The organism is Chromohalobacter marismortui (assembly GCF_004364315.1).
GTDB classification, from domain to species: Bacteria; Pseudomonadota; Gammaproteobacteria; order Pseudomonadales; family Halomonadaceae; genus Chromohalobacter; species Chromohalobacter marismortui.
Map to the genome: position 1 here is coordinate 1 of NZ_SOBR01000006.1, position 20,820 is coordinate 20,820.

Annotated in this window: 19 protein-coding genes; 11 read left to right on the forward strand and 8 right to left on the reverse strand. The window is 61.8% G+C overall.

Going from position 1 to position 20,820, the window contains the following annotated elements; genetic code table 11:
* Positions 1–135: 135 nt before the first annotated feature.
* The 3 genes from C8E00_RS12605 to C8E00_RS12615 all read right to left on the reverse strand — a co-directional run bounded on the left by C8E00_RS12605 (position 136) and on the right by C8E00_RS12615 (position 3,947).
* Positions 136–1,230: an AI-2E family transporter gene (locus C8E00_RS12605; RefSeq protein ID WP_133697878.1), complete on the reverse strand. Its 1,095-nt coding sequence runs from the start codon at positions 1,228–1,230 to the stop codon at positions 136–138.
* Between the two features lie 144 nt (positions 1,231–1,374).
* Positions 1,375–3,186: an acyl-CoA dehydrogenase C-terminal domain-containing protein gene (locus C8E00_RS12610; RefSeq protein ID WP_133697879.1), complete on the reverse strand. Its 1,812-nt coding sequence runs from the start codon at positions 3,184–3,186 to the stop codon at positions 1,375–1,377.
* A 149-nt stretch (positions 3,187–3,335) separates the two neighbouring features.
* Entirely contained in the window at positions 3,336–3,947 is a 612-nt protein-coding gene (locus C8E00_RS12615) for a LysE/ArgO family amino acid transporter (RefSeq protein WP_133697880.1), read from the reverse strand.
* A 107-nt stretch (positions 3,948–4,054) separates the two neighbouring features.
* Here C8E00_RS12615 and C8E00_RS12620 point away from each other — a divergent pair, with 107 nt between their 5' ends.
* Entirely contained in the window at positions 4,055–4,963 is a 909-nt protein-coding gene (locus C8E00_RS12620; protein WP_133697881.1) for a LysR family transcriptional regulator ArgP, read from the forward strand.
* 21 nt (positions 4,964–4,984) lie between these two features.
* On the opposite strand, the gene C8E00_RS12625 is transcribed toward C8E00_RS12620, so the two are convergent.
* The 3 genes from C8E00_RS12625 to C8E00_RS12635 all read right to left on the reverse strand — a co-directional run bounded on the left by C8E00_RS12625 (position 4,985) and on the right by C8E00_RS12635 (position 9,357).
* The gene (locus tag C8E00_RS12625) at positions 4,985–5,290 is read right to left on the reverse strand and encodes an MTH1187 family thiamine-binding protein (RefSeq protein WP_133697882.1); all 306 of its coding nucleotides are present in this window, start codon (positions 5,288–5,290) and stop codon (positions 4,985–4,987) included.
* Between the two features lie 114 nt (positions 5,291–5,404).
* Positions 5,405–6,040 carry an outer membrane lipoprotein periplasmic chaperone LolA gene (lolA, locus tag C8E00_RS12630; protein WP_133697883.1) on the reverse strand — a complete coding sequence of 212 codons (636 nt, stop codon included), beginning with the start codon at positions 6,038–6,040 and terminating at the stop codon, positions 5,405–5,407.
* Between the two features lie 134 nt (positions 6,041–6,174).
* Positions 6,175–9,357: a DNA translocase FtsK gene (locus C8E00_RS12635; RefSeq protein WP_133697884.1), complete on the reverse strand. Its 3,183-nt coding sequence runs from the start codon at positions 9,355–9,357 to the stop codon at positions 6,175–6,177.
* A 249-nt stretch (positions 9,358–9,606) separates the two neighbouring features.
* Here C8E00_RS12635 and aat point away from each other — a divergent pair, with 249 nt between their 5' ends.
* The 3 genes from aat (at position 9,607) to infA (ending at position 11,466) form a co-directional block, all read left to right on the forward strand.
* Positions 9,607–10,332, forward strand: a complete 726-nt coding sequence (gene aat / locus C8E00_RS12640) for a leucyl/phenylalanyl-tRNA--protein transferase (protein WP_133697885.1) — start codon at positions 9,607–9,609, stop codon at positions 10,330–10,332.
* Positions 10,329–11,084, forward strand: a complete 756-nt coding sequence (locus C8E00_RS12645; protein WP_133697886.1) for an arginyltransferase — start codon at positions 10,329–10,331, stop codon at positions 11,082–11,084. The genes aat and C8E00_RS12645 overlap by 4 nt, the downstream gene beginning before the upstream one ends.
* Positions 11,085–11,247: 163 nt before the next feature.
* Positions 11,248–11,466 carry a translation initiation factor IF-1 gene (gene infA, locus C8E00_RS12650; RefSeq protein ID WP_011507732.1) on the forward strand — a complete coding sequence of 73 codons (219 nt, stop codon included), beginning with the start codon at positions 11,248–11,250 and terminating at the stop codon, positions 11,464–11,466.
* A gap of 121 nt (positions 11,467–11,587) precedes the next feature.
* Here infA and clpA read toward each other — a convergent pair whose 3' ends face one another.
* Together clpA and clpS are read right to left on the reverse strand one after the other, a co-directional pair.
* Positions 11,588–13,849: an ATP-dependent Clp protease ATP-binding subunit ClpA gene (gene clpA / locus C8E00_RS12655; RefSeq protein ID WP_133697887.1), complete on the reverse strand. Its 2,262-nt coding sequence runs from the start codon at positions 13,847–13,849 to the stop codon at positions 11,588–11,590.
* A gap of 111 nt (positions 13,850–13,960) precedes the next feature.
* Positions 13,961–14,356, reverse strand: coding sequence for an ATP-dependent Clp protease adapter ClpS (clpS, locus tag C8E00_RS12660; protein WP_133697888.1), 396 nt, complete (start codon positions 14,354–14,356; stop codon positions 13,961–13,963).
* A gap of 226 nt (positions 14,357–14,582) precedes the next feature.
* On the opposite strand from clpS, the gene C8E00_RS12665 reads away from it, so the two are divergent.
* From C8E00_RS12665 to C8E00_RS12695, 7 genes are all read left to right on the forward strand, one after another.
* A complete protein-coding gene (locus C8E00_RS12665; RefSeq protein ID WP_133697889.1) occupies positions 14,583–15,176 on the forward strand; it encodes a pseudouridine synthase in 594 nt (197 codons plus the stop codon).
* The gene (locus C8E00_RS12670; RefSeq protein ID WP_133697890.1) at positions 15,173–15,622 is read left to right on the forward strand and encodes an NUDIX hydrolase; all 450 of its coding nucleotides are present in this window, start codon (positions 15,173–15,175) and stop codon (positions 15,620–15,622) included. The genes C8E00_RS12665 and C8E00_RS12670 overlap by 4 nt, the downstream gene beginning before the upstream one ends.
* Positions 15,623–15,709: 87 nt before the next feature.
* Positions 15,710–16,864 (forward strand): tRNA 2-thiouridine(34) synthase MnmA, encoded by a 1,155-nt coding sequence (mnmA, locus tag C8E00_RS12675; protein ID WP_133697891.1) that lies wholly within the window; start codon positions 15,710–15,712, stop codon positions 16,862–16,864.
* Positions 16,861–17,505, forward strand: coding sequence for a high frequency lysogenization protein HflD (gene hflD, locus C8E00_RS12680; protein WP_133697892.1), 645 nt, complete (start codon positions 16,861–16,863; stop codon positions 17,503–17,505). The genes mnmA and hflD overlap by 4 nt, the downstream gene beginning before the upstream one ends.
* Before the next feature lie 45 nt (positions 17,506–17,550).
* Positions 17,551–18,915: an adenylosuccinate lyase gene (purB, locus tag C8E00_RS12685; protein WP_133697893.1), complete on the forward strand. Its 1,365-nt coding sequence runs from the start codon at positions 17,551–17,553 to the stop codon at positions 18,913–18,915.
* A gap of 183 nt (positions 18,916–19,098) precedes the next feature.
* Entirely contained in the window at positions 19,099–20,292 is a 1,194-nt protein-coding gene (locus C8E00_RS12690; RefSeq protein WP_133697894.1) for a cupin domain-containing protein, read from the forward strand.
* On the forward strand, positions 20,279–20,710 hold the full coding sequence (locus C8E00_RS12695; protein ID WP_133697895.1) for a GNAT family N-acetyltransferase: 432 nt from the start codon (positions 20,279–20,281) through the stop codon (positions 20,708–20,710). The genes C8E00_RS12690 and C8E00_RS12695 overlap by 14 nt, the downstream gene beginning before the upstream one ends.
* Positions 20,711–20,820 lie beyond the last annotated feature (110 nt).

The window sequence follows — 20,820 nt, forward strand, 5'->3', positions numbered from 1 at the left end:
GTACCACTTGCCACTTAAACTGGTCGCTGTACTGGTTCCTCATAGAAACACCCCGAAGGTTGGATTGGGTGTCCAACTTTCGGGGTGCAGTTCACAACGCGGGGCGTTGTCCGTTATGCGGGATCTTCCCGCACGCTACTCGTCGTGGGTCGGCTTCGGCGGTATCTCCACATGTCGGCGCCGTGAGCGCTCGGCAGGACTCAACAATTTCGCCAGCCAGCGTGTCTCGGGGTGACTATCCAGGGCGATCTTGAGCGTCATGGTCAACGGCACCGACAGCAGCATGCCGATCGGCCCGAATATCCATCCCCATACCACCAGCGACAAGAACGCTACCAGCGTGGAAAGCCCCATGGTGCGCCCCATCACGCGCGGCTCGATGATATTGCCCATGAGGAAATTGATCGCCAGATAGGCCCCTGCCAGCAATGTCGCCTTGAAGGGTCCGCCCTCCGGCATCGCCAAGGTCAGAAGCACCGCGGGGACGGCAGCCAACGCCGAGCCGATATTGGGAATGTAGTTGAGACAAAACGCCAAGGTTCCCCATAACAGCGCGAAGTCGACGCCAATGACCAGGCATGTGCCCCATACCAGCACCCCAGTGATCAGGCTGATCACCGTCTTGATGGCCAGATAGCGCTTGAGATTGCGACTGAACTCAGTGAAGCGCTGGAGGCTCGGCGCCGGATTGAGCAAGGCGCGCGACACCTTGTTGCGAAATTCCAGCGTCTCGAACAGCATGAAGATCACCAGCAACATGATGACGATACTCTGCGAGAGCAGATTCCCCACACTCCCCAGGAAGACAGGCACCCAGTCGGTCGCCCGGGAAGCATCGAGTAGACGCGATACAGCCTTAGGGTCGATGGAGATTCCCTGCCCCGCCAGCCATTGCAACGCTGTCAAGTAATACGCTTGCAACTGCTCTTGTAGCTTGGGCAAGGCGTCCATGAAGGTCGCGAAACTATTACCGAGCAGCGCGCCCAGCAGGGTCATCAGCACACCGAGTATCAACAGCGTGACCAGCACGGATAGGCGCATGCCCAGGCCACGCTCATGCAGCCAATGCACCGGTGATGTACAGATGACGGCAATGAACAACGACAGCAATATCGGGATCAGCAGGTCGGAGCCAGCCTGCATGCCGCCCACGATGATGACCAAAGACGCGAGCGTCAGCATCAGGTTGAGGGGGAGGTTCTGAGAACCGGGGTCGTGTCCGGGGGACATGGGGCGTTCGCATCCTTGACGAAACCAAACGCCTATTTTGCCTGGCAGGGGAAGATGGCACAAACGTCGCGACACGCCTTGCCAGACGAAAAAGGCGGACCTGGATGGTCCGCCAAGCCCTTCAAATTGACATCCCTGCCACGTTCAAAGATCGAAACCGCGTCCGAAGTCCTCAGCCTGCATCGCCATCAACGTCTCGCTGCCCGCACGTATCATCTCGGCATGCCCGCGAGTACGCGGCAACAGGCGTTGATAGTAGAAACGCGCGGTATCGAGCTTGGCCCGATAGAACGCCGCGTCATCGGGATCGTCGGCCAGCGCCTGTTGCGCCGCCTGCGCCGCGCGCGCCCAAAAGTAGGCCAGCGTCACGTAGCCGGCATACATCAGGTAATCGACGCTCGCGGCACCGACCTCCTCGCGGTCCTGCATGGCCTTCATGCCGACCGCCATGGTGAGATCCCCCCACTCAGCGTTGAGCTTTGCCAAGGGCGTGACGAACTCCGACATGGCATCATCCGCTTCATGGGCCTTGCAGAATTTGTGAATCTGCTTGGTAAAGGGCTTGAGCGCTTCGCCTTGACTCATCAGCACCTTGCGGCCGAGAAGATCCAGGGCCTGAATGCCCGTGGTGCCTTCATACAACCGCGTGATGCGGGCATCGCGCACGTACTGCTCCATGCCCCATTCACGAATGTAACCATGCCCCCCGAAGACCTGCATGCCCTCATTGGTGGCCTCGAAGCCCACCTCAGTAAGAAAGGCCTTGACGATTGGCGTCAGCAAGCCTAACTCGGTTTCGGCCGTTTCCCGTTCAGTCTCGGAGGTCGTGCATTCGACGCTATCCGCGAGCTGCGCGGCATGCAGCACCAGCATGCGTCCACCTTCGACCAGGGCCTTCTGGGTCAGCAGCATGCGCCTTACATCGGGATGCGAGATGATCGGGTCGGCGGGCTTGTCGGTATTTTGTGCCCCGGACAGTGCCCGCATCTGCAGGCGCTCACGGGCATAAGCCAAGGCATTCTGGAAGCTTACCTCCATCAGCCCCAGCCCCTGAATGCCGACACCGATACGCGCCACGTTCATCATGGTGAACATGCAGGCCAGTCCCTTGTGAGGTTCACCGACGAGAAAGCCCCGGGCGCCGTCGAAGTTCATCACGCAGGTAGCGTTGCCATGAATGCCCATCTTGTGCTCCAGGGCGCCACAGCTCACCGCGTTACGCTCGCCGAGGCCCCCCTCGGCGTCGGGCAGGTACTTGGGCACCACGAACAAGGAAATTCCCTTGGTGCCTTCCGGGGCATCGGGCAATTTGGCCAGAACCAGATGCACGATGTTCTCGGCCAGATCATGTTCGCCCGCGGAGATGAAGATCTTGGTACCGGTGACCCGATAACCTTCTTCCCCGTCGGGACGCGCCCGGGTCTTGATCAATCCGAGGTCAGTGCCGCATTGCGGCTCGGTCAGACACATGGACCCCGTCCAGGTACCCTCATTGAGCTTGGTCAGATACTGGGCTTTCTGTGCGTCGCTACCATGGTGGCGAAGCGCATCGGCGGCCCCCTGCGAGAGCCCCGGATACATGCCCCACGCCAGGTTGGTGGCACACACCATCTCGGACAACACCATCCCCAATGATGTCGGCAAGCCTTGCCCATCATAGGCCGGGTCGCCGGACAGACTCGGCCAGCCGCCCTCGACGTACTGTGCATAAGCCTCTTTGAATCCCGGCGGCGTCAGCACCTCGCCACGTTCGAGACGACAGCCCTTCTCATCACCGATCTGGTTGAGCGGCAGCAACACATCGCGCGTGAAACGCGCCCCTTCTTCCAGTATCGCGCTCACCACATCCGGTGTGACATCGTCGGCCTGCGGAAGGCTCGCATAGTGCCGGGGATAGTCGAGGACTTCGTCCATCGCGAAACGCAGATCGCGCAGCGGTGCCTGATAACTGGGCATCTTGAGGCTCCTGAGTGTTACGAGCGAGTGTCTCGGGGAGAGTCAAACATTTGTTTGAAATTAAGCCGCGCTCGGCACCAAGTCAAGCGTTCGTTTTAATCCATGGACATGAACAGAATAGAAAATACCGACGCACGCGAGTGCGCCACTCATGCAGCACCCAAGGGCGTCGTCGCCAACTGCCACGCCACCAGCAGCAAGACAGCGCAGATCGCACCCTCTATGGCTTGCCAATAACGCGGGTCGGCCAAGCGAGGGGCCAACCAAGCGGCACCGCCAACGAGCCCGAAAAACCACGCCAACGACGCCATCGACGCGCCCACGACGAACGCCAGGGGCACCGCCTGCTGCGCGCCGATGGCCCCGAGCATGATCAGCGTGTCCAGATACACATGGGGATTGAGCAATGTCACCGCCAGGGTGGTCATCAAGACGCGCCAGAGGCGGGGCGATGCCTCACCACCGGCCTGCAACGCCACAGGATGGCGAACACGCTGCCAAGCCTGCCACGCTTGCCAACTCAAGAACGCCACCCCAGCCCAGCGCGCCACTTGCATGAGCCCCGTATGCGTGGCAAGCAAGGCCCCAAGCCCCAGCACGCCCACGCCGATCAACACGAGATCACAAAGCGCACAGACAGCCGCCACCCACCACGGATATTCGTTCTTGAGCCCACGCTGCAGCACGAAGGCATTTTGCGCACCGATCGCGATGATCAACCCCGCCCCCACCAGCAGGCCATTGAGCCAAGAGCCCCACATATCCGCCTCTCCCTTTTCAGTCGGGATACGTTGATAAGTGACGCAGAATACGCTTGACTGCAGGAATAAGTTAAATTAATTCAAGGAATGGGTGATAACGTCTACTGATGCTCGACTACAAACTTCTCGAAGCACTCGCCGTCGTGGTCGATCAGGGTGGGTTCGAACGCGGCGCACACCATCTGGGTCTCACCCAATCGGCCGTCTCGCAACGCATCAAGTTACTCGAAGCACGACTCGGCCAGCCGGTGCTGGTGCGCACCCCCAAGCTCGCCCCGACCCCGCTGGGACGTCGATTGCTCAATCACGTGCAGCAGGTGAGATTGCTCGAACACGACCTGCTCGATCAGATTCCCGCGCTTGGCGAACGCGAGCAACGACTGCGGCTGGCCATCAACGCCGACAGCCTCGCCACCTGGTGGTCGCCGACCACGGGCGACTTCTGTCGACGCCAGGGCGTTTTGCTGGACTTGATCGTCGAAGATCAGGATGTCGCGCTCAAGCGCATGCGCGATGGCGAGGTCGCCGGTTGCATCTGCGCCACCCCGCGCCCCGTCCAGGGCGCCCGCGCACACGCCTTGGGCAGCATGCGCTATCGTGCCATCGCCAGCCCTGACTATGTATCACGCCATTTCAACGAGGGGCTGACGCACGACGCCTTGCGCAAGGCGCCCGCCATCGTGTTTGGGCCCGATGACCGACTCCAGCATCGTTACCTGGAGATGCGCGGCTACAAGGAATCGTTTCCGCACCACCTATGTCCGTCCTCTGAAGGCTTCGTCCATCTGGCGCTGGCCGGCATGGGCTACGGCTTGATTCCCGAGCGGCAGGTGAAGCGTGAGCTAAACGAGGGGCGCCTGGTCGATCTCGATGCCGAAAGTTACATCGATGTACCACTTTACTGGCATCACTGGCGTCACGGCGGCGATACCCTGGACGCTTTGACCGGCCATTTGCTCGACATGAGCAGCGCCTGGCTCATGCCGCCCTCGCCAGAGTCTCAGCCACTGCTCTAGACGCGTCTCGAGACCCAAGCATCAGCGCGACTGCAGGTGCTGTTCGACACTGGATACCTTGTCATCCATGTGTTGCTCGCGATCGATGCGTGTGCCCATCTTCAGCGTCGTGGTAATGCGCGGCGCGCCCATCTCGTGCACGCGCTGATGACACGCCTTGACCACCGCCATGACATCGTCCCACGGCCCCTCGATATTGGTGCCGTAAGCATGCATGCGATATTCGAGCCCCGCAGCGTCGATGACACGCTGACAGGCCGCAATGTATTCCCCTACCGAGACGCCCACGCCCAACGGCACGACGCATAGATCGACGATGACATGCATGGCACTTCACTCCTGGATTTGACCGCCTGCCTGGCGCAATCGCCTTCGGCACACGCGCTGAACAAAACGAAACGCCAGGCCACGCTGGCCTGGCGCATCAGTGAGCGACGTCGATCAACCGCCTTCGCGGATGACGTCCGCTCCCTCGGGAATCTCGAAATCGAAACGCGATGCTGCAATATCGCCATTGAGTTCGATATTCTCGAAACCTATAGCAGTCCGTTGTCCGGTGCTATCCGCCATCTGCAAGCCCTGCAGACGCCCTTCCTCGAAAGTGAGCTCGAGACTCTCGAACAGCGTATCGGGGGACGTCGGTATGAGTGTAAAGGTCTCGAGACCGGATGTTTGCCGGCGCGTGACCTCGTAGGTCTCGGTCAAGGCATCGGTACTTCCCGAGAGCAACAACGCTGGCGTATGCGTCACCCGCTTGTCGAGCGGACGAATACTGACCTGCTGTAGATCAGGATCATAAAGGTAAACCTTGTGACCATCTGACACCACGACCTGCTGGTACGGCGCACTGACCTTCCAGTAAAACTTGCCAGGCCGCGACAGCCACATATGACCTTCCACTTTCTGCAGACGCTGGCCGCTGTCGTCGAGAATCTGCTGTTCGAAATCCGCCGAATAGGATTTCACGGGCTCCAGCAAATTCGCCAGGCGAACCGCCGCATCCCCGGGGTTTGCCTGTGCCATCAGCGGCAACGCAAGCGCTACTCCCAGTACCAACGCCAGCTTCAATATCCTCATTACGACTCCTTGTTTACTCGTCCTGCGTTACACGGTGAGACGCTGCCACAGGCAAAAAGTTGCGCCACACAAGCAACGGTCACTGTCTTGACGCTTGACCGGTCCTCGACTTGGCGGGACGCTTCACAACACGCTCAATGATCAGGAGCGGGCGGCGAGGCCAGCACTTCACGCGCACCATTGGTGCCCATCGACGACACCACACCGGCCGCCTCCATCGCCTCGACCAGGCGTGCGGCCCGGTTGTAGCCGATCTTGAAACGACGCTGCACCGCCGAGATCGAGGCACGGCGTGACTCGGTCACGAATTGCACGGCCTCATCGTAGAGCGCGTCGCGCTCGGCGTTATCGCCTTCGCCGCCGTCAGCCTCGAGGCCCGTCAGGGCATCGGCCGAGACACCGCCCGACAGAATCTCATCGACATACTCCGGTTCGCCCCGCCGCTTCCAATCCTCGACGATGCGATGCACTTCGTCATCGTCGACGAAGGCGCCATGCACACGCGTCGGCATGCCGGCCCCGGCTGGCAGATAAAGCATGTCGCCATGACCGAGCAGGTTCTCCGCCCCGCCCTGGTCGAGAATGGTGCGTGAATCGACCCGCGAGGACACCTGAAACGCCATGCGCGTGGGAATATTCGCCTTGATCAGCCCCGTCACCACATCGACCGACGGCCGCTGCGTCGCGAGAATCAAGTGAATCCCTGCCGCACGCGCCTTCTGGGCCAGGCGGGCGATCAACTCTTCGACCTTCTTGCCGACGATCATGAACATATCGGCGAACTCGTCGATCACGACCACGATGTACGGCAGCTTCTCGAGCACCGGGGGCGGCTGATGCATTTCCCAGGGTTGCGGCTCCCAAAGCGGATCGGCGACCTGGGCACCGTGCCGTTCGGCCTCGTCGAGCTTGGCGTTGAAGCCGGCCAGGTTGCGCACACCCATCGCCGCCATCAGCTTGTAGCGCCGCTCCATCTCGGCCACGCACCAGCGCAACGCGTTGGCGGCCTCCTTCATGTCGGTGACCACCGGCGCCAGCAGATGCGGAATGCCATCATAGACCGACAGTTCCAGCATCTTCGGGTCGACCATGATCATGCGCACCTCGTCCGGCGTCGCCTTGAGGAGCATCGAGATGAGCATGGCATTGACGCCCACCGACTTGCCCGACCCCGTGGTACCGGCCACCAGCAGGTGTGGCATCTTGTTGAGATTGGCGACCACCGGATTGCCGCCGATATCCTGGCCCAGCCCCATGGTGAGCGGCGACTCGGCTTGCTGATAGACATCCGAATCGAGTACTTCGCGTAACCGGATCATGGCGCGATTGGGATTGGGAATCTCGATCCCCACCGTGGGGCGCCCGGGTATGATCTCCACCACGCGCACGCTCTTGACCATCAGCGAGCGTGCCAGATCCTTCGACAGGTTGCTGATCTTGGAGACCTTGACCCCGGCGGCGGGCTTGATCTCGAAGCGGGTGATGACCGGCCCCGGCCAGGTATCGACGACCTCGGCCTTGACGCCGTATTCACGCAGCCGCGTCTCCAGCAGCTCGGCCATGTCCGCCAGCTGCTCGTCGGTATAGTTGGGCTTTTGTTCGCCGGTGGGCGTCAACAACCGCAACGTCGGCAATGCCCCTTCGGGCTCGGTCGACGGCACGGTTTCGGGACGCTGGTTTTGCAGGTGCTCCACCGTCCACAACGCCGGCGCCTCGTCATCGGTCACCGGCTCGCTCGGCGACGGCTCGGCAGCAGGCGTGTCGGGCGTTTCTCCGGGAGCATTTTCCACCTGACCTCGCGGCGCTGACGGTGGCGCATCCTCAGGAGATGCCGCCGGCGCATCCGGGATCTCGGGCTCGGGGGGCGCCGCGGCCGGCACCGCTGAGCGCGCTTGCGGCGCGTCGTCGTCCCAGCTGATACGCGGGCGTGGCGCCTCGGGGGGTGTCTCGGGAGCGGGATCCGGCTGCGTAGCGTCCTCGGAAGCCGTCGTCGAAACGTCGTCCGTCTCGTGCGGCGGCGGGGGGGTGGGCGCCACGCCGACATCATCGTCGTCGCGACGGGCCTGGATCCCCCAATCGCCGAGCGGGACGTCGTCATCGTCGTCGGCCGTCAACGGCTCCGGAATGGGATCGGGAATACGTCGCCGCGCCACATCGGCACGCATGTCCGACACAGGTGCCTGCGTAGCGCCTTCGGAACGTTCGGGATCTCGCCGCGCCGGCGATGTATCGGACGTTTCTTCCGCCTGAACAGGGGCGGATGGAGCGGATGCTGCCCGGGGCGCGGTCCGTTGCTCCTCATCGGCGCGCTGATGCGACGTGTAGGCAGCCTCCGGGCGCTTGGCGGAAGGCGTGTACTCGGGAACCTCCCAGGGAATATCGGTCTTGCCGTCATTGCGCCACTTCGAGGTGTCGAGTGCCGGCTCGGCGGTATCCAACGAAGGCGCCACGCGTGGCTCACTGGCGGCGGCATACGCCGGCTCGGCGGCACCCGACAGTTGAGGTGCCCGACGAGATGCGCGCCAGCGCTGCCACCATGAGGCGTGCTTTTCACCGTCCTCTGGCGGCGCATCGTTCTCCGCTTCCGGCGCCTCTTCGTCATCCACCATGTCGTCATCATCGTAGGCGTCACGCCGCTGCGCCTGGCGATGCCGAATACCACGCAATTTGGCGCGGCTCCAGGACAGCAGGCGATACATGCCACGCCCCAGTTCATCCATGACCGCCAGCCAGGTCATGCCGGTAAACAAGGTAAAGCCGCACATGAAGGCGACCAATGACACCAACGTGGTGCCTTGCATATTGAGCAACGGCTTTAGCGCGCCGACCAATCCTTCCCCCAGGATGCCGCCCGCCGCATAAGGCAACTCGCTGTCGGGTTGATAGAAATGCAGTGCACCCAGCGTGGTCGTACTCAAAAGCAGCAGCACCAGGCCACTGGTGCGCACTGAAAGCGCTGTCGGGTCCCAGGCGATGTTGACTTCCCGGGCGCGCAGCATTCGCCAGGCGGCAAAGCCGAACATACCCGGCCACCAAAGGGCGCTGGCACCGAACATTGAGTACAACACGTCCGAGAGCCATGCACCGACGGGCCCCATCCAGTTGTTGATCGATTGATCGGGGCCACTGTGCGACCAGCCCGGATCCCCGGGCGCATAGCTGAACAGCGACAGCAGCAGGAAGACGCAGATAGCAAGCAGCACGATGGCCGCTCCCTCACGCGTCACTCCCTGCAAATGCATCACGACCCGACGTGCTTGCTCCTTGGCCTGGGCCGTCGTTTGTCGGCGTTCGTTGCGTTTTTCGTTGACACTCAAGTGGCTATCCCCCTTGCGCCACGTATGGCGATACCCATGTTGCCGACACCGCCCAATGGACTATTGCGACGCTTTCTGCGTTCGCCATCATACCCACCCCATGCGCTGCGTCACAGGGGGAAAAGCCCTCGCTGCTTGTCGCCGAAAGGCGACGCCATGCGGCCGAGAGGCGAAGCGGGTGGTTATCCATCCCGCCACTGGCGTACGCTGAAAGCCTGTTTTCACGATCATCAGCAGAGACACGTCCCTATGCTGCCTTGGCTGCCTCCTCACCGGGTCGCTTTCCCCCCCGTCGAGCACGCCCTACGCGAGCCCGATGGGCTGCTTGCCGCGGGTGGCGAACTTTCGCCTGACTGGCTGCGTTGTGCTTATCGACACGGCATATTCCCATGGTTCGCGCCCGGCGAACCCATTCTGTGGTGGAGTCCCGACCCGCGCCTCGTACTGTTTCCCGACGAGATCCACGTGCGACGAAGCCTTGCCAAACGCCTGCGCAATGCCGGGTTCACGGTCACCTTCGATCACGCTTTCAGCGCCGTCATCGACGCCTGTGCCACGCTTCGCGAAAAGCATGAAGGAACCTGGATAACCCCGGAGATGCGTCAAGCCTACTGCCGCTTGCATACCGACGGCGACGCCCACTCGGTCGAAGTGTGGCGCGATGGCGACCTGGTCGGTGGGCTCTATGGCATCGGTCTGGGAGGCGTGTTCTTCGGCGAGTCGATGTTCAGCCGCATCGCCGATGCATCGAAGGTCGCCTTGGTACACCTTGCCCGGCATTTGGCGACACACGGTGGGCGCTTGATCGACTGTCAGGTACATACGCCTCATCTGGCCAGTCTTGGCGCACGAAGCATCGCCCGCTCATCGTTCATCGACTATCTTGACCAGTATGCGGAGGCCCCCGTGTCACCGATGCTGTGGTCTTCCGCCAGGTCCGATCATTTCTCAGTCGAAGAGCCAAAGCCAACGTGAGCAGCAACACGCCGTCCCAACTCACGCGCGATCTGCGTTTCTTCCTCACGGTTCCGCATGGATGCAGCTATCTACCGGAGCGCGAGGCGACCACGCTATTTCTGGATCCCCAGGAACAGCCTGGCCAAGGCGTCTACGACGCGCTGTCACTCCTCGGCTTTCGGCGCAGCGGCCGACACCTCTACCGCCCGCATTGCGAAGGGTGCCGAGCCTGCATTTCGGTCCGCATTCCGGTGCAGGAGTTCACGCCTACTCGCACGCAGCGCAAGCTGATGTCGCGCAATGCCGATCTTGAGATACGCATGCGACCGGCGGCCTTCCATGAAGAACACTATGCGCTTTACGCGCGCTACATTCGCACCCGCCATGCCGATGGCGACATGTTCCCCCCCAGCCATGAGCAGTATCGCACCTTCCTGACCCTGGACCATCCCTACGCGCGCTTGATCGAGTTTCGTCTGGAAGGCCAACTGCTTGCCGTGGCAGCGACGGACATGCTGAGCCATGGCGTGTCAGCCATTTATACCTTCTTCGATCCGGGGGCGGAATTCGAGCGTCGCTCTCTCGGCACCTATGCGATTCTCCACCAGATCGAGTTGGCACGCCGCTTCGAACTGCCCCATGTCTACCTTGGCTACTGGATTCGTGAGTGCCGCAAGATGCGCTACAAGCAGGACTTTCAGCCCCTCGAATACCTCGATGGCCGATACTGGCGGCGTCGAATCCCCATGGTCGATACCCCCCTGGCATAATGATCGCCCGATATCATGCACATGATTTTTGCCTTAACACTCGGCATGCGGCAGAATATCGGGCTATCTTCAGAACCGATACCGACTTCGGTCGGTCACTGGCGTCGTCAATCGTGACGCACTTTCGAAGACGCTTTCAACGCAATACGAGGAAACGCCTAATATGGCACGTGAAGACCATATTGAAATGGAAGGGGTCGTGGTCGACACCCTTCCCAACACCATGTTCCGAGTCGAGCTGGAAAACGGCCACGTCGTGACGGCACACATTTCCGGCAAGATGCGCAAAAACTATATCCGCATCCTGACCGGCGACAAAGTCAAGGTCGAGCTGACCCCGTACGATCTGTCCAAGGGGCGTATCGTCTACCGCGCTCGCTGAACATCAAGCACGGCACGCGCCATGTGCTTGCCACTGCTTGCCATCACGGCCATGAAAAACGCCCCGTCATGATGACAGGGCGTGAAGCATGCGACGTTACGGGGGTGCGCTGAGCGGTCGCTCAGGCGACGGCCGCCTCCGTCTCCAGATGCAGTTCGCCTTCCTCGAGAGTGACGTGCACCACGCCTCCGTGTTCGGCAAGATCGCCGAACAGAATCATCTCAGCAAGCGGCTTCTTGAGCTTCTCCTGGATGACACGCCCCATCGGACGCGCGCCCATTTCCGGATCATACCCTTCCTCGGCAAGCCAGGCGCGGGCCGACTCGTCGACATCCAGTTGAACGCGCTTCTCGTCGAGTTGCGCCTGCAATTCGACCAGGAACTTGTCGACCACGTTGCGCACCACCGAAGGTGACAGGCCGTGGAACTGGATGATGCCATCCAGACGGTTGCGGAACTCGGGCGAGAAGGTCTTGCGCAGCACTTCCAGGCCATCCGAGGAGTGGTCCTGTGTCTGGAAACCGATGGAACGACGCGCGATCTGCTCGGCCCCGGCATTCGAGGTCATGATCACGATCACGTGACGGAAATCGGCTTCGCGGCCGTTATTGTCCGTCAGGCGCCCATGGTCCATGACTTGCAGTAGCAGGTTGAACACCTCGGGATGCGCCTTCTCGATCTCGTCGAGCAACAGCACACAATGCGGCTGCTTGGTAATCGCCTCGGTCAGCAGGCCGCCCTGGTCGTATCCCACATAGCCGGGAGGCGCACCGATCAGCCTCGAAACGGTGTGACGTTCCATGTACTCGGACATGTCGAAGCGCACCAGTTCGATGCCCATCAACTGCGACAGTTGGCGCGCCACCTCGGTCTTGCCGACCCCGGTGGGTCCCGAGAACAGGAAACTGCCCACCGGCTTGTCGGGCGACTTCAGACCCGCGCGCGATAGCTTGATCGCCGCCGAGAGGCTGGTAATGGCTTCATCCTGGCCGAACACCAGCATCTTGAGATCACGCTCGAGATTCGACAGCAACGCCCGGTCCGAACTGGAGACGCTCTTCGGCGGGATCCGCGCGATGGACGCCACCACCGCCTCCACCTGATCGACATCGATGGTCGCGACGCGCATTTCCGGCGGCAACAAGCGCTGATGCGCCCCGGCCTCGTCGATCACATCGATGGCCTTGTCCGGCAGGAAACGGTCGTTGATATAACGATCGGCCAGACGAACTGCGCTGTCCAGCGCGCCATCGGTGTACTTGAGCGCATGATGCTCCTCGAAACGCCCTCGCAGCCCCTTGAGGATGCGAATGGTGTCGTCCACCGTCGGTTCGGGCACATCCACTTTCTGGAAGCGCCGTGCCAGGGCACGATCCTTTTCGAAGATGCCACGATATTCCTGGAAGGTGGTCGACCCGATGCAGCGCAACTCGCCCGACGACAGCAACGGCTTGAGCAGGTTGGACGCATCCATGACGCCACCCGAGGCCGCGCCGGCACCGATCACGGTATGAATCTCGTCGATGAACAGGATCGAATTGGGCTGTTTGCGCAACTCCGCCAGCAGTCCCTTGAGCCGCTTCTCGAAGTCACCCCGGTACTTGGTGCCGGCCAGCAGAGTGCCCATGTCCAATGAGTAGACGACGCCATCGCTGATCACCTCGGGAACATCTTCCTCGACGATCCGCTTGGCCAGGCCCTCGGCGATGGCAGTCTTGCCGACGCCGGCCTCGCCTACCAGCAGAGGATTGTTCTTGCGCCGCCGTGCCAGGATCTGAATCACGCGCTCGAGCTCTTGATCGCGACCGATCAATGGATCGATCCTGCCCAGGCGCGCCTGCTCGTTGAGGTTGGTGGCATAGCCGGTCAGCGGATCGGTACTGCCCTCCGATACGCCCTCTTCGGCCTCTTCACTTTCATGCGAGGACGCCGACTGGCCATGTCCGGCCACCTTGGAGATGCCATGCGCGATGTAATTCACCGCATCGACGCGCGCCACATTCTGTTGCTTGAGGAAGTAGACGGCCTGGCTTTCCTGCTCCGAGAAGATCGCGACCAGGACGTTGGCCCCCGTGACTTCCGATTTTCCCGAGGATTGCACGTGGAAGACGGCGCGCTGCAGGACACGCTGGAAGCCCAGCGTGGGCTGCGTTTCGCGATCTTCCTGATCATCAGGAATCAAAGGCGTGGTGGAGTTGATGAAATCCTGCAGATCGGCACGCAGCTTTTCGAGATTGGCGCCGCAGGCTCGCAGCACATCGGCTGCGGAGGCATTGTCCAGCAACGCCAGCAGCAGGTGTTCCACGGTCATGAACTCATGACGCTTGGAGCGCGCCACGGTAAAGGCCGTGTTTAGGGTGAGTTCAAGTTCTTTGCTCAACATGGCAATCCCCTCTTAGCCGCCTATGGCGTCTGTCGGCACTTTCACAATCGGGCACAAACAGAGGTTATGCAAGTGCTACCTTGGACCACGATTTAACGCAGCAGTGCCATCTCAGTCCGCCTCATCGATATCGCACAGTAACGGATGCTCGCATTCGCGTGCGTACTCATTGACTTGATGACATTTGGTTTCCGCGATATCACGGGTAAAGATGCCACAGGTCGCCTTACCATGCGTATGCACGACGAGCATGATCTGTACGGCTTTTTCCCGCTCCAACGCAAAGAAGGTTTGCAGCACCTCGACGACGAACTCCATGGGCGTGAAGTCATCGTTGTGCAGCACCACCTTGTACATCGGCGGCTTGGCCAGCTCAGGGTCCGCCGATTGGACCGATACATCGCCCTCCGGGTCTTCGTGGGGATCCTCGCCGGGCGGTCGCGTCATGCCAAGGATGACCGTCGCGTCAGGCGCTCGAGGTACGAATGGAATTACTGATTCAAACATAGATGGAAATTTCCGTAAGTGCGCGCCGGATGGTCAGTACGATGCGCCCGCAGGGCAACACCGCCTTCTATCTCCGGTGACTTCAATGTGCGGTCGGCGAGGCCTGTATGCAAGGTAAGCGCCATGAAAAAGCCCATGCCTGGCACCGTTAAGTATGGCATCGTGGCCCGAGTGCAGAGTAGGCTTTGAGCCTAGCCGCCGCTTGTCGAAAGGTCCGAAACCGCTCATGAGCTCGCTTTATCTGTTGCACAAACCCTACCAAATGCTCTCGCAGTTCACCGATACGCAAGGTCGGGCAACCCTCGCCAGCGTCATCGATGTGCCTGGCATTTACCCTGCCGGACGGCTCGATTACGACTCGGAGGGCCTGCTCCTGCTGACCGACGACGGCGCCCTGGCGCACCGCATCAGCCATCCGCGCCACAAGCAGCCCAAGACCTACTGGGTACAGGTCGAAGGTACTCCCAAGGATGCGGCCTTGCATGCGCTACGCAGCGGCGTCAGGTTGAAAGACGGTCCGACGCGGCCCGCCCAGGTGCGACGCCTCGAGGCACCCGGCATCGCACCACGTCAACCGCCGGTACGCTACCGCGAGGCCATTCCCACCGCCTGGCTGGAGATCGTCCTCGACGAAGGCCGCAACCGGCAGGTACGCCGCATGACGGCACATGTCGGCCACCCAACGCTGCGTCTGATTCGCGTCGCCATCGGTTCCTGGCGCCTCGGCGATATGGCGCCCGGGACATGGCGCAGGGAAACCCTGCATGCGCCGCGTCGCAAGGCGCCCATGACGACCAGACGCCATCGGAGCCGTCGATGAGTCGCTGGACACCCCATGTCACCGTCGCGAGCGTCGTCGAGCGCGCCGGCCGTTACCTGCTCGTCGAGGAGGACAAGGGCGGCCCGTTCAGCCTCTTCAATCAGCCCGCCGGCCATCTCGAGCCCGGTGAACGCCTGACCCAGGCGGCCGAACGCGAAACTCGCGAGGAGGCCGCCTGGCACATCACGCTGACCGACTACCTGGGGCTGTACGTCTATACGGCACCCGACGATGTGACCTTTCACAGCCATGCCTTCGTGGGCATCCCCCTGGCACACCTGGGGAACGCTCTGGACAGCGGCATCGTCGCCGCCCACTGGCTGACACTCGACGAAATCGAGGCCTTGGAGCGATCACACCGCCTGCGCAGTCCGCTGGTGCTCAAACGCATTCGCGATGCCATGGCCGGGCGGCTGTTTCCACTCGACGTGATTCACGAACGCTGACGCCCCCGAACTCGAAGCACGGAGCCGGTTTCAGGTATAATGCCGCTCCTAACATTCAATCCATCCTCAACCCATTCGAGAGTGACCATGTCTCACGCTACGGAATCCTCCGCTGCGGGGGCCGCGACCGCGTGCAAAGTCATCGTCGGCATGTCGGGCGGTGTCGATTCGTCCGTAACCGCCCTCGCCTTGCTGGAGCAAGGCTACGAGGTCGAAGGCCTGTTCATGAAGAACTGGGACGAGGACGATGGCACCGAGTACTGCACCGCCAAGGACGATCTTGCCGATGCCCAGGCCGTGTGCGACAAGCTCGGTATTCGGCTGCACACCGCGAACTTCGCCGCCGAGTACTGGGACAACGTCTTCGAACATTTTCTCGCCGAGTACCAGGCCGGCCGCACGCCCAACCCGGACATCCTTTGCAATCGCGAGATCAAGTTCAAGGTCTTCCTCGAATACGCCGAAATGCTCGGCGCCGAGAAGATCGCCACCGGACATTATGTGCGCAACGGCGAGCGTAACGGGCGCGTGCGCCTGCTCAAGGGCCTGGATGCCAACAAGGACCAGAGTTACTTCCTGCATGCCGTGCCTGAAGCCGCCATCGCACGCACGCTGTTCCCGGTCGGCGAGATGGAGAAAAGCGAGGTCCGCGCCATTGCCGAGCGCCATGGTCTGGCTACCGCGCGCAAGAAGGATTCCACCGGCATCTGCTTCATAGGCGAGCGGCGCTTCGGCGATTTCCTGAAGCAGTACCTGCCCGCACAGCCAGGCACGATCGAGACGCCCGAGGGCGAGGTCATCGGCGAGCACATGGGGCTGATGTATTACACCCTCGGCCAGCGCCAAGGCCTGGGCATCGGCGGGCTGCCCAATCACCCCGACGCGCCCTGGTACGTGGCCGCCAAGGACCTCGCGCGTAACGTTCTGGTCGCCGTGCAGGGCAAGCATCATCCGTTGTTGTATACCGACAGCCTGCGCACCGAGCCCGTGGAATGGGTCGCCGGCCAACCGCCGGCACCGGAGGCACGTCTTCAGGCCAAGACCCGCTATCGTCAGCAGGACGTCGCCTGCCAGATTCGCGTGCTCGAGGACGGCGGTGTCGACGCCTTTTTCGACGACCCCCAGCGCGCGGTGACGCCAGGCCAATCACTGGTGCTTTACGACGGGGATACCTGCCTGGGCGGTGGCGTCATTCGCCAGACATGGAACCGACACGCGCGCCAAGGAGACAACGCCGCATGACGCCCACCCCGATCCAAAGCGCACCACAACGTGCCGTCGCCCGCCAGACGTTGGCGCTGGCAGGCGTTTTCCAGGCCGCCGCGGTGGTCGATGAACTGGCGCGTACCGGGCAGTGCGACGAACGTGCCTGGAACACGCTGATTCGCGCTACCCTGGACACCAATCCGGAAAGCTTTGCGGCTATCTATGGCGGTCATCACAACAACTTGCGCCTGGGCATCGACACCCTCAGCGCCGTGATGAACCGCCAGCGCAATGACCCCGCCGTGATGCGCTACGGGTTCTCTTTAGTGCTATTGATGCAAAAGCTGCGCAAGGACGATGCCATGCTGGCCTCGCTGGGAGAACGCCTGCAGCGCGTTCAAGGCCAGGCCGAGCACTTCGGCGAGACGCACGAAAACGTGATCGCCAGCCTCGGGCAGCTTTATCAGGACACGCTGTCCACATTTCGTTACCGCATCGTCGTACAAGGCGATCCCAGCCTGCTGCAAAGCCGGATGATGCCCGAGCGCGTGCGTACCGCCTTGTTGACGGGCGTACGCTTCGCCCTGCTCTGGCACCAGCAGGGAGGCCGCCGCTGGAAGTTGCTGTTTCAGCGTCAAGCCATCAAGAAATCTCTGAATGCCCTCGACGACCGCTGACGGTCCTCGCCACGCGATTCGATTCACGACCCGGAAGACGACACCATGGAACTTTCCGCCCTTACCGCTCTATCTCCAGTCGATGGTCGCTATGGCGCCAAGGCTGCCGCCCTGCGCGAACATTTCAGCGAATACGGCCTGATCCGCGCCCGCGTGATCGTCGAAATCCGCTGGCTGGAACGTCTCGCCGCGCATCCGCAGATCGTCGAAGTCCCCCCGCTGTCGGCGCAGGCCACGGCTTTTCTCGGCCAACTGGTGAGCGACTTTTCGGTCGCCGACGCCGAGCGCATCAAGAACATCGAGCGCACCACCAATCATGACGTCAAGGCAGTGGAATACTTCCTCAAGGAGAAGGTCGCCGAGGTTCCCGAGCTGCATGCGATCACCGAATTCATTCATTTCGCCTGCACCAGCGAGGACATCAACAACCTCTCCCACGGCGTGATGCTGCGCGGTGGTCTCGACACCCTATTGCCCACGCTGCGCGAGATCGTCACCGCGGTCGAGCGCCTGGCCCACGAACACGCCGAGCAGCCCATGCTCTCGCGCACCCACGGCCAGACCGCCAGCCCCACCACGCTGGGCAAGGAAATGGCCAACGTGGCCTATCGCCTGCGCCGCCAGCTCAAGCAGATCGAGGCCGCCGAGATTCTCGGCAAGATCAACGGTGCGGTAGGCAACTACAATGCCCACCTCACCACCTATCCGGACATCGACTGGGCCGCCAACGCCCGCACCTTTGTCGAAGGGCTGGGACTGAGTTTCAATCCCTATACCACGCAGATCGAGCCGCATGACTATATCGCCGAGTTGTTCGACGCCATCATGCGTTTCAATACGATTTTGATCGACTTCGATCGCGACGTCTGGGGCTATATCTCGCTGGGCTACTTCAAGCAGAAGACCGTCGAGGGTGAAATCGGTTCCTCGACCATGCCTCACAAGGTCAATCCCATCGACTTCGAGAACTCGGAGGGCAATCTCGGCCTCTCCAACGCCCTGCTCGGCCATCTCGCCGAAAAACTGCCGATTTCCCGCTGGCAGCGCGATCTGACCGACTCCACGGTGCTGCGCAATCTCGGCGTAGGACTGGCATACGGCTTGATCGCCTATCAGGCCACCCTCAAGGGCATCGCCAAGCTGGAGGCCAATCCCGCACGTCTCGACGAGGACCTCGATCAGAACTGGGAAGTCCTCGCCGAGCCGATCCAGACCGTGATGCGCCGCTACGGTATCGAAAAGCCTTATGAAAAGCTCAAGACGCTGACGCGTGGCAAGCGCGTCGACCAGGCCGGGTTCGCGGCCTTCATCGACTCGCTGGAACTGCCCGACGACGTCAAGACCGAGCTCAAGGCACTGACCCCGGCCACCTATATCGGGAATGCCAGCGAGCAAGCTCGCAAGCTATAAGCTATAAGCTGGAAGCTGGAAGCTGGAAGCTGGAAGCTGGAAGCTGGAAGCTGGAAGGCAGCATGAGCTCGCCACCCACGGTGCCAAGCCGTTTCTTCCGGCTTCCAGGCGCGCAGCGCCGCTCTTCAAGCTTCACACATGATCGCGGTTGCCCACTCATCCTTTTCGAGTCCCGAGAGTCTTATGTCGAGCGACACTCCCCTATCGATACTCGGCGGCTTGACCGCCGAGACTTTCCTGCGTGACTACTGGCAGAAAAAACCGCTGCTGGTTCGTGGCGCCTTCCCCGACATCGCGTCGCCGCTTGCCCCCGAGGAACTCGCCGGCCTGGCCTGCGAAGACGGCATCGAGGCCCGGCTCGTCGAAGCCCAGGGTCCCGACAAGCCCTGGCAGGTCAGCCACGGGCCTTTCGATGACGCCACCTTCGCGCGCCTCCCCGACCGGGAGTGGACGCTGTTGGTCCAGGCCGTCGATCACTACGTGCCCGAGGTCGCCGCCCTGCTCGACGCCTTCGATTTCCTGCCGCGCTGGCGCCTCGACGACGTCATGGTCAGTTACGCGCCGCCCGAGGGCAGTGTCGGCCCCCATGTCGACAGCTACGACGTCTTCCTGCTCCAGGGCAGCGGCCAGCGGCGCTGGCAACTCGGCGGCGAGCAGCCCGACGACGCACCCATCGTCTCGGGCGTCGACCTGCGCATGCTCGAACGCTTCGAGGTCACCCCTGGCGAGGACTGGGTACTCGAGCCCGGCGACATGCTGTATCTACCACCGCGTATCGCCCATCACGGGATCAGCCAGAGCGCCGACTGCATGACCTATTCGATCGGCTTCCGCGCGCCCTCAACCGACGAAATCATCACCTCGTTCGCCGACTATCTCGGTGAAATGCAGTCCGAGACCGCGCGCTACACCGACCCGGATCTGCGCCCCATCGAACACGCCGGCCGCGTCGATGACGACGCCATCGCGCGTCTGCGCACCTTGGTGCTGTCGGTAATCGACGATCCGGCGCAGATGACGCAATGGTTCGGACGCGTCATGACCCAACCCAAGTATGCCGATCAGCTTGCGCCCCTCGAGACCCCCACCGGCAGCGATGCCATCACCGAAGGATTGGCGCAGGGAGACTACTTGGCGCGCGCCCTGGGCTCGCGCTTCGCGTTTCACGAGGAGAACGGCCGCGCCACGCTGTTCACGGATGGTGACGGCCATGACTGCCCACCTGGTCTCGCGCGTCTGCTGGCCGATACCACGCCACTGCATGCCACCACGCTGGCATCTCACCTCGACGATCAGGCACTGACGCTCCTCGCCGAGCTGGTCAACCGTGGCAGCCTCCACTGGCAAGACGAGACACCGCAAGATGACGATGCGTGAATGGCATGTCGCCAGTGGCAATTGGGAAACGCTGGGAACGGCTTGCAGTGCGATACGCAAGGTCGTGTTCATCGAGGAGCAACACGTTCCCCAGGCGGAAGAATGGGATGGCCGTGACCCGCAATGCCGACATTTTCTGCTCCATGTGGGAGATCGCGCCATGGGCACGGCGCGCCTGCTGCCGGACGGCCATATCGGGCGCGTCGCGATTCTCGCGGAAGCCCGCGGCCAAGGGCTGGGGCTACGTCTGATGGAAGCCGTGATGGAAGAGGCGCGTCAGCAAGGTCACGACGCCGTGCATCTCGATGCCCAGACCTACGCGATTCCCTTCTACGAACGTCTCGGCTTTGTCGCCCACGGCGAGACCTTCCTCGACGCCAACATTCCCCACCGCCACATGAGCCTGACTTTTCAATAGCTTGTCGTCGCTCGCACTGTCCTTCCCGAAACAGGGCTACAAGACGCCGCTGCATGGCGGCATCTTGTAGTCAAACTACAACGAAATCTGCGCCTAACTACGCATTGTTG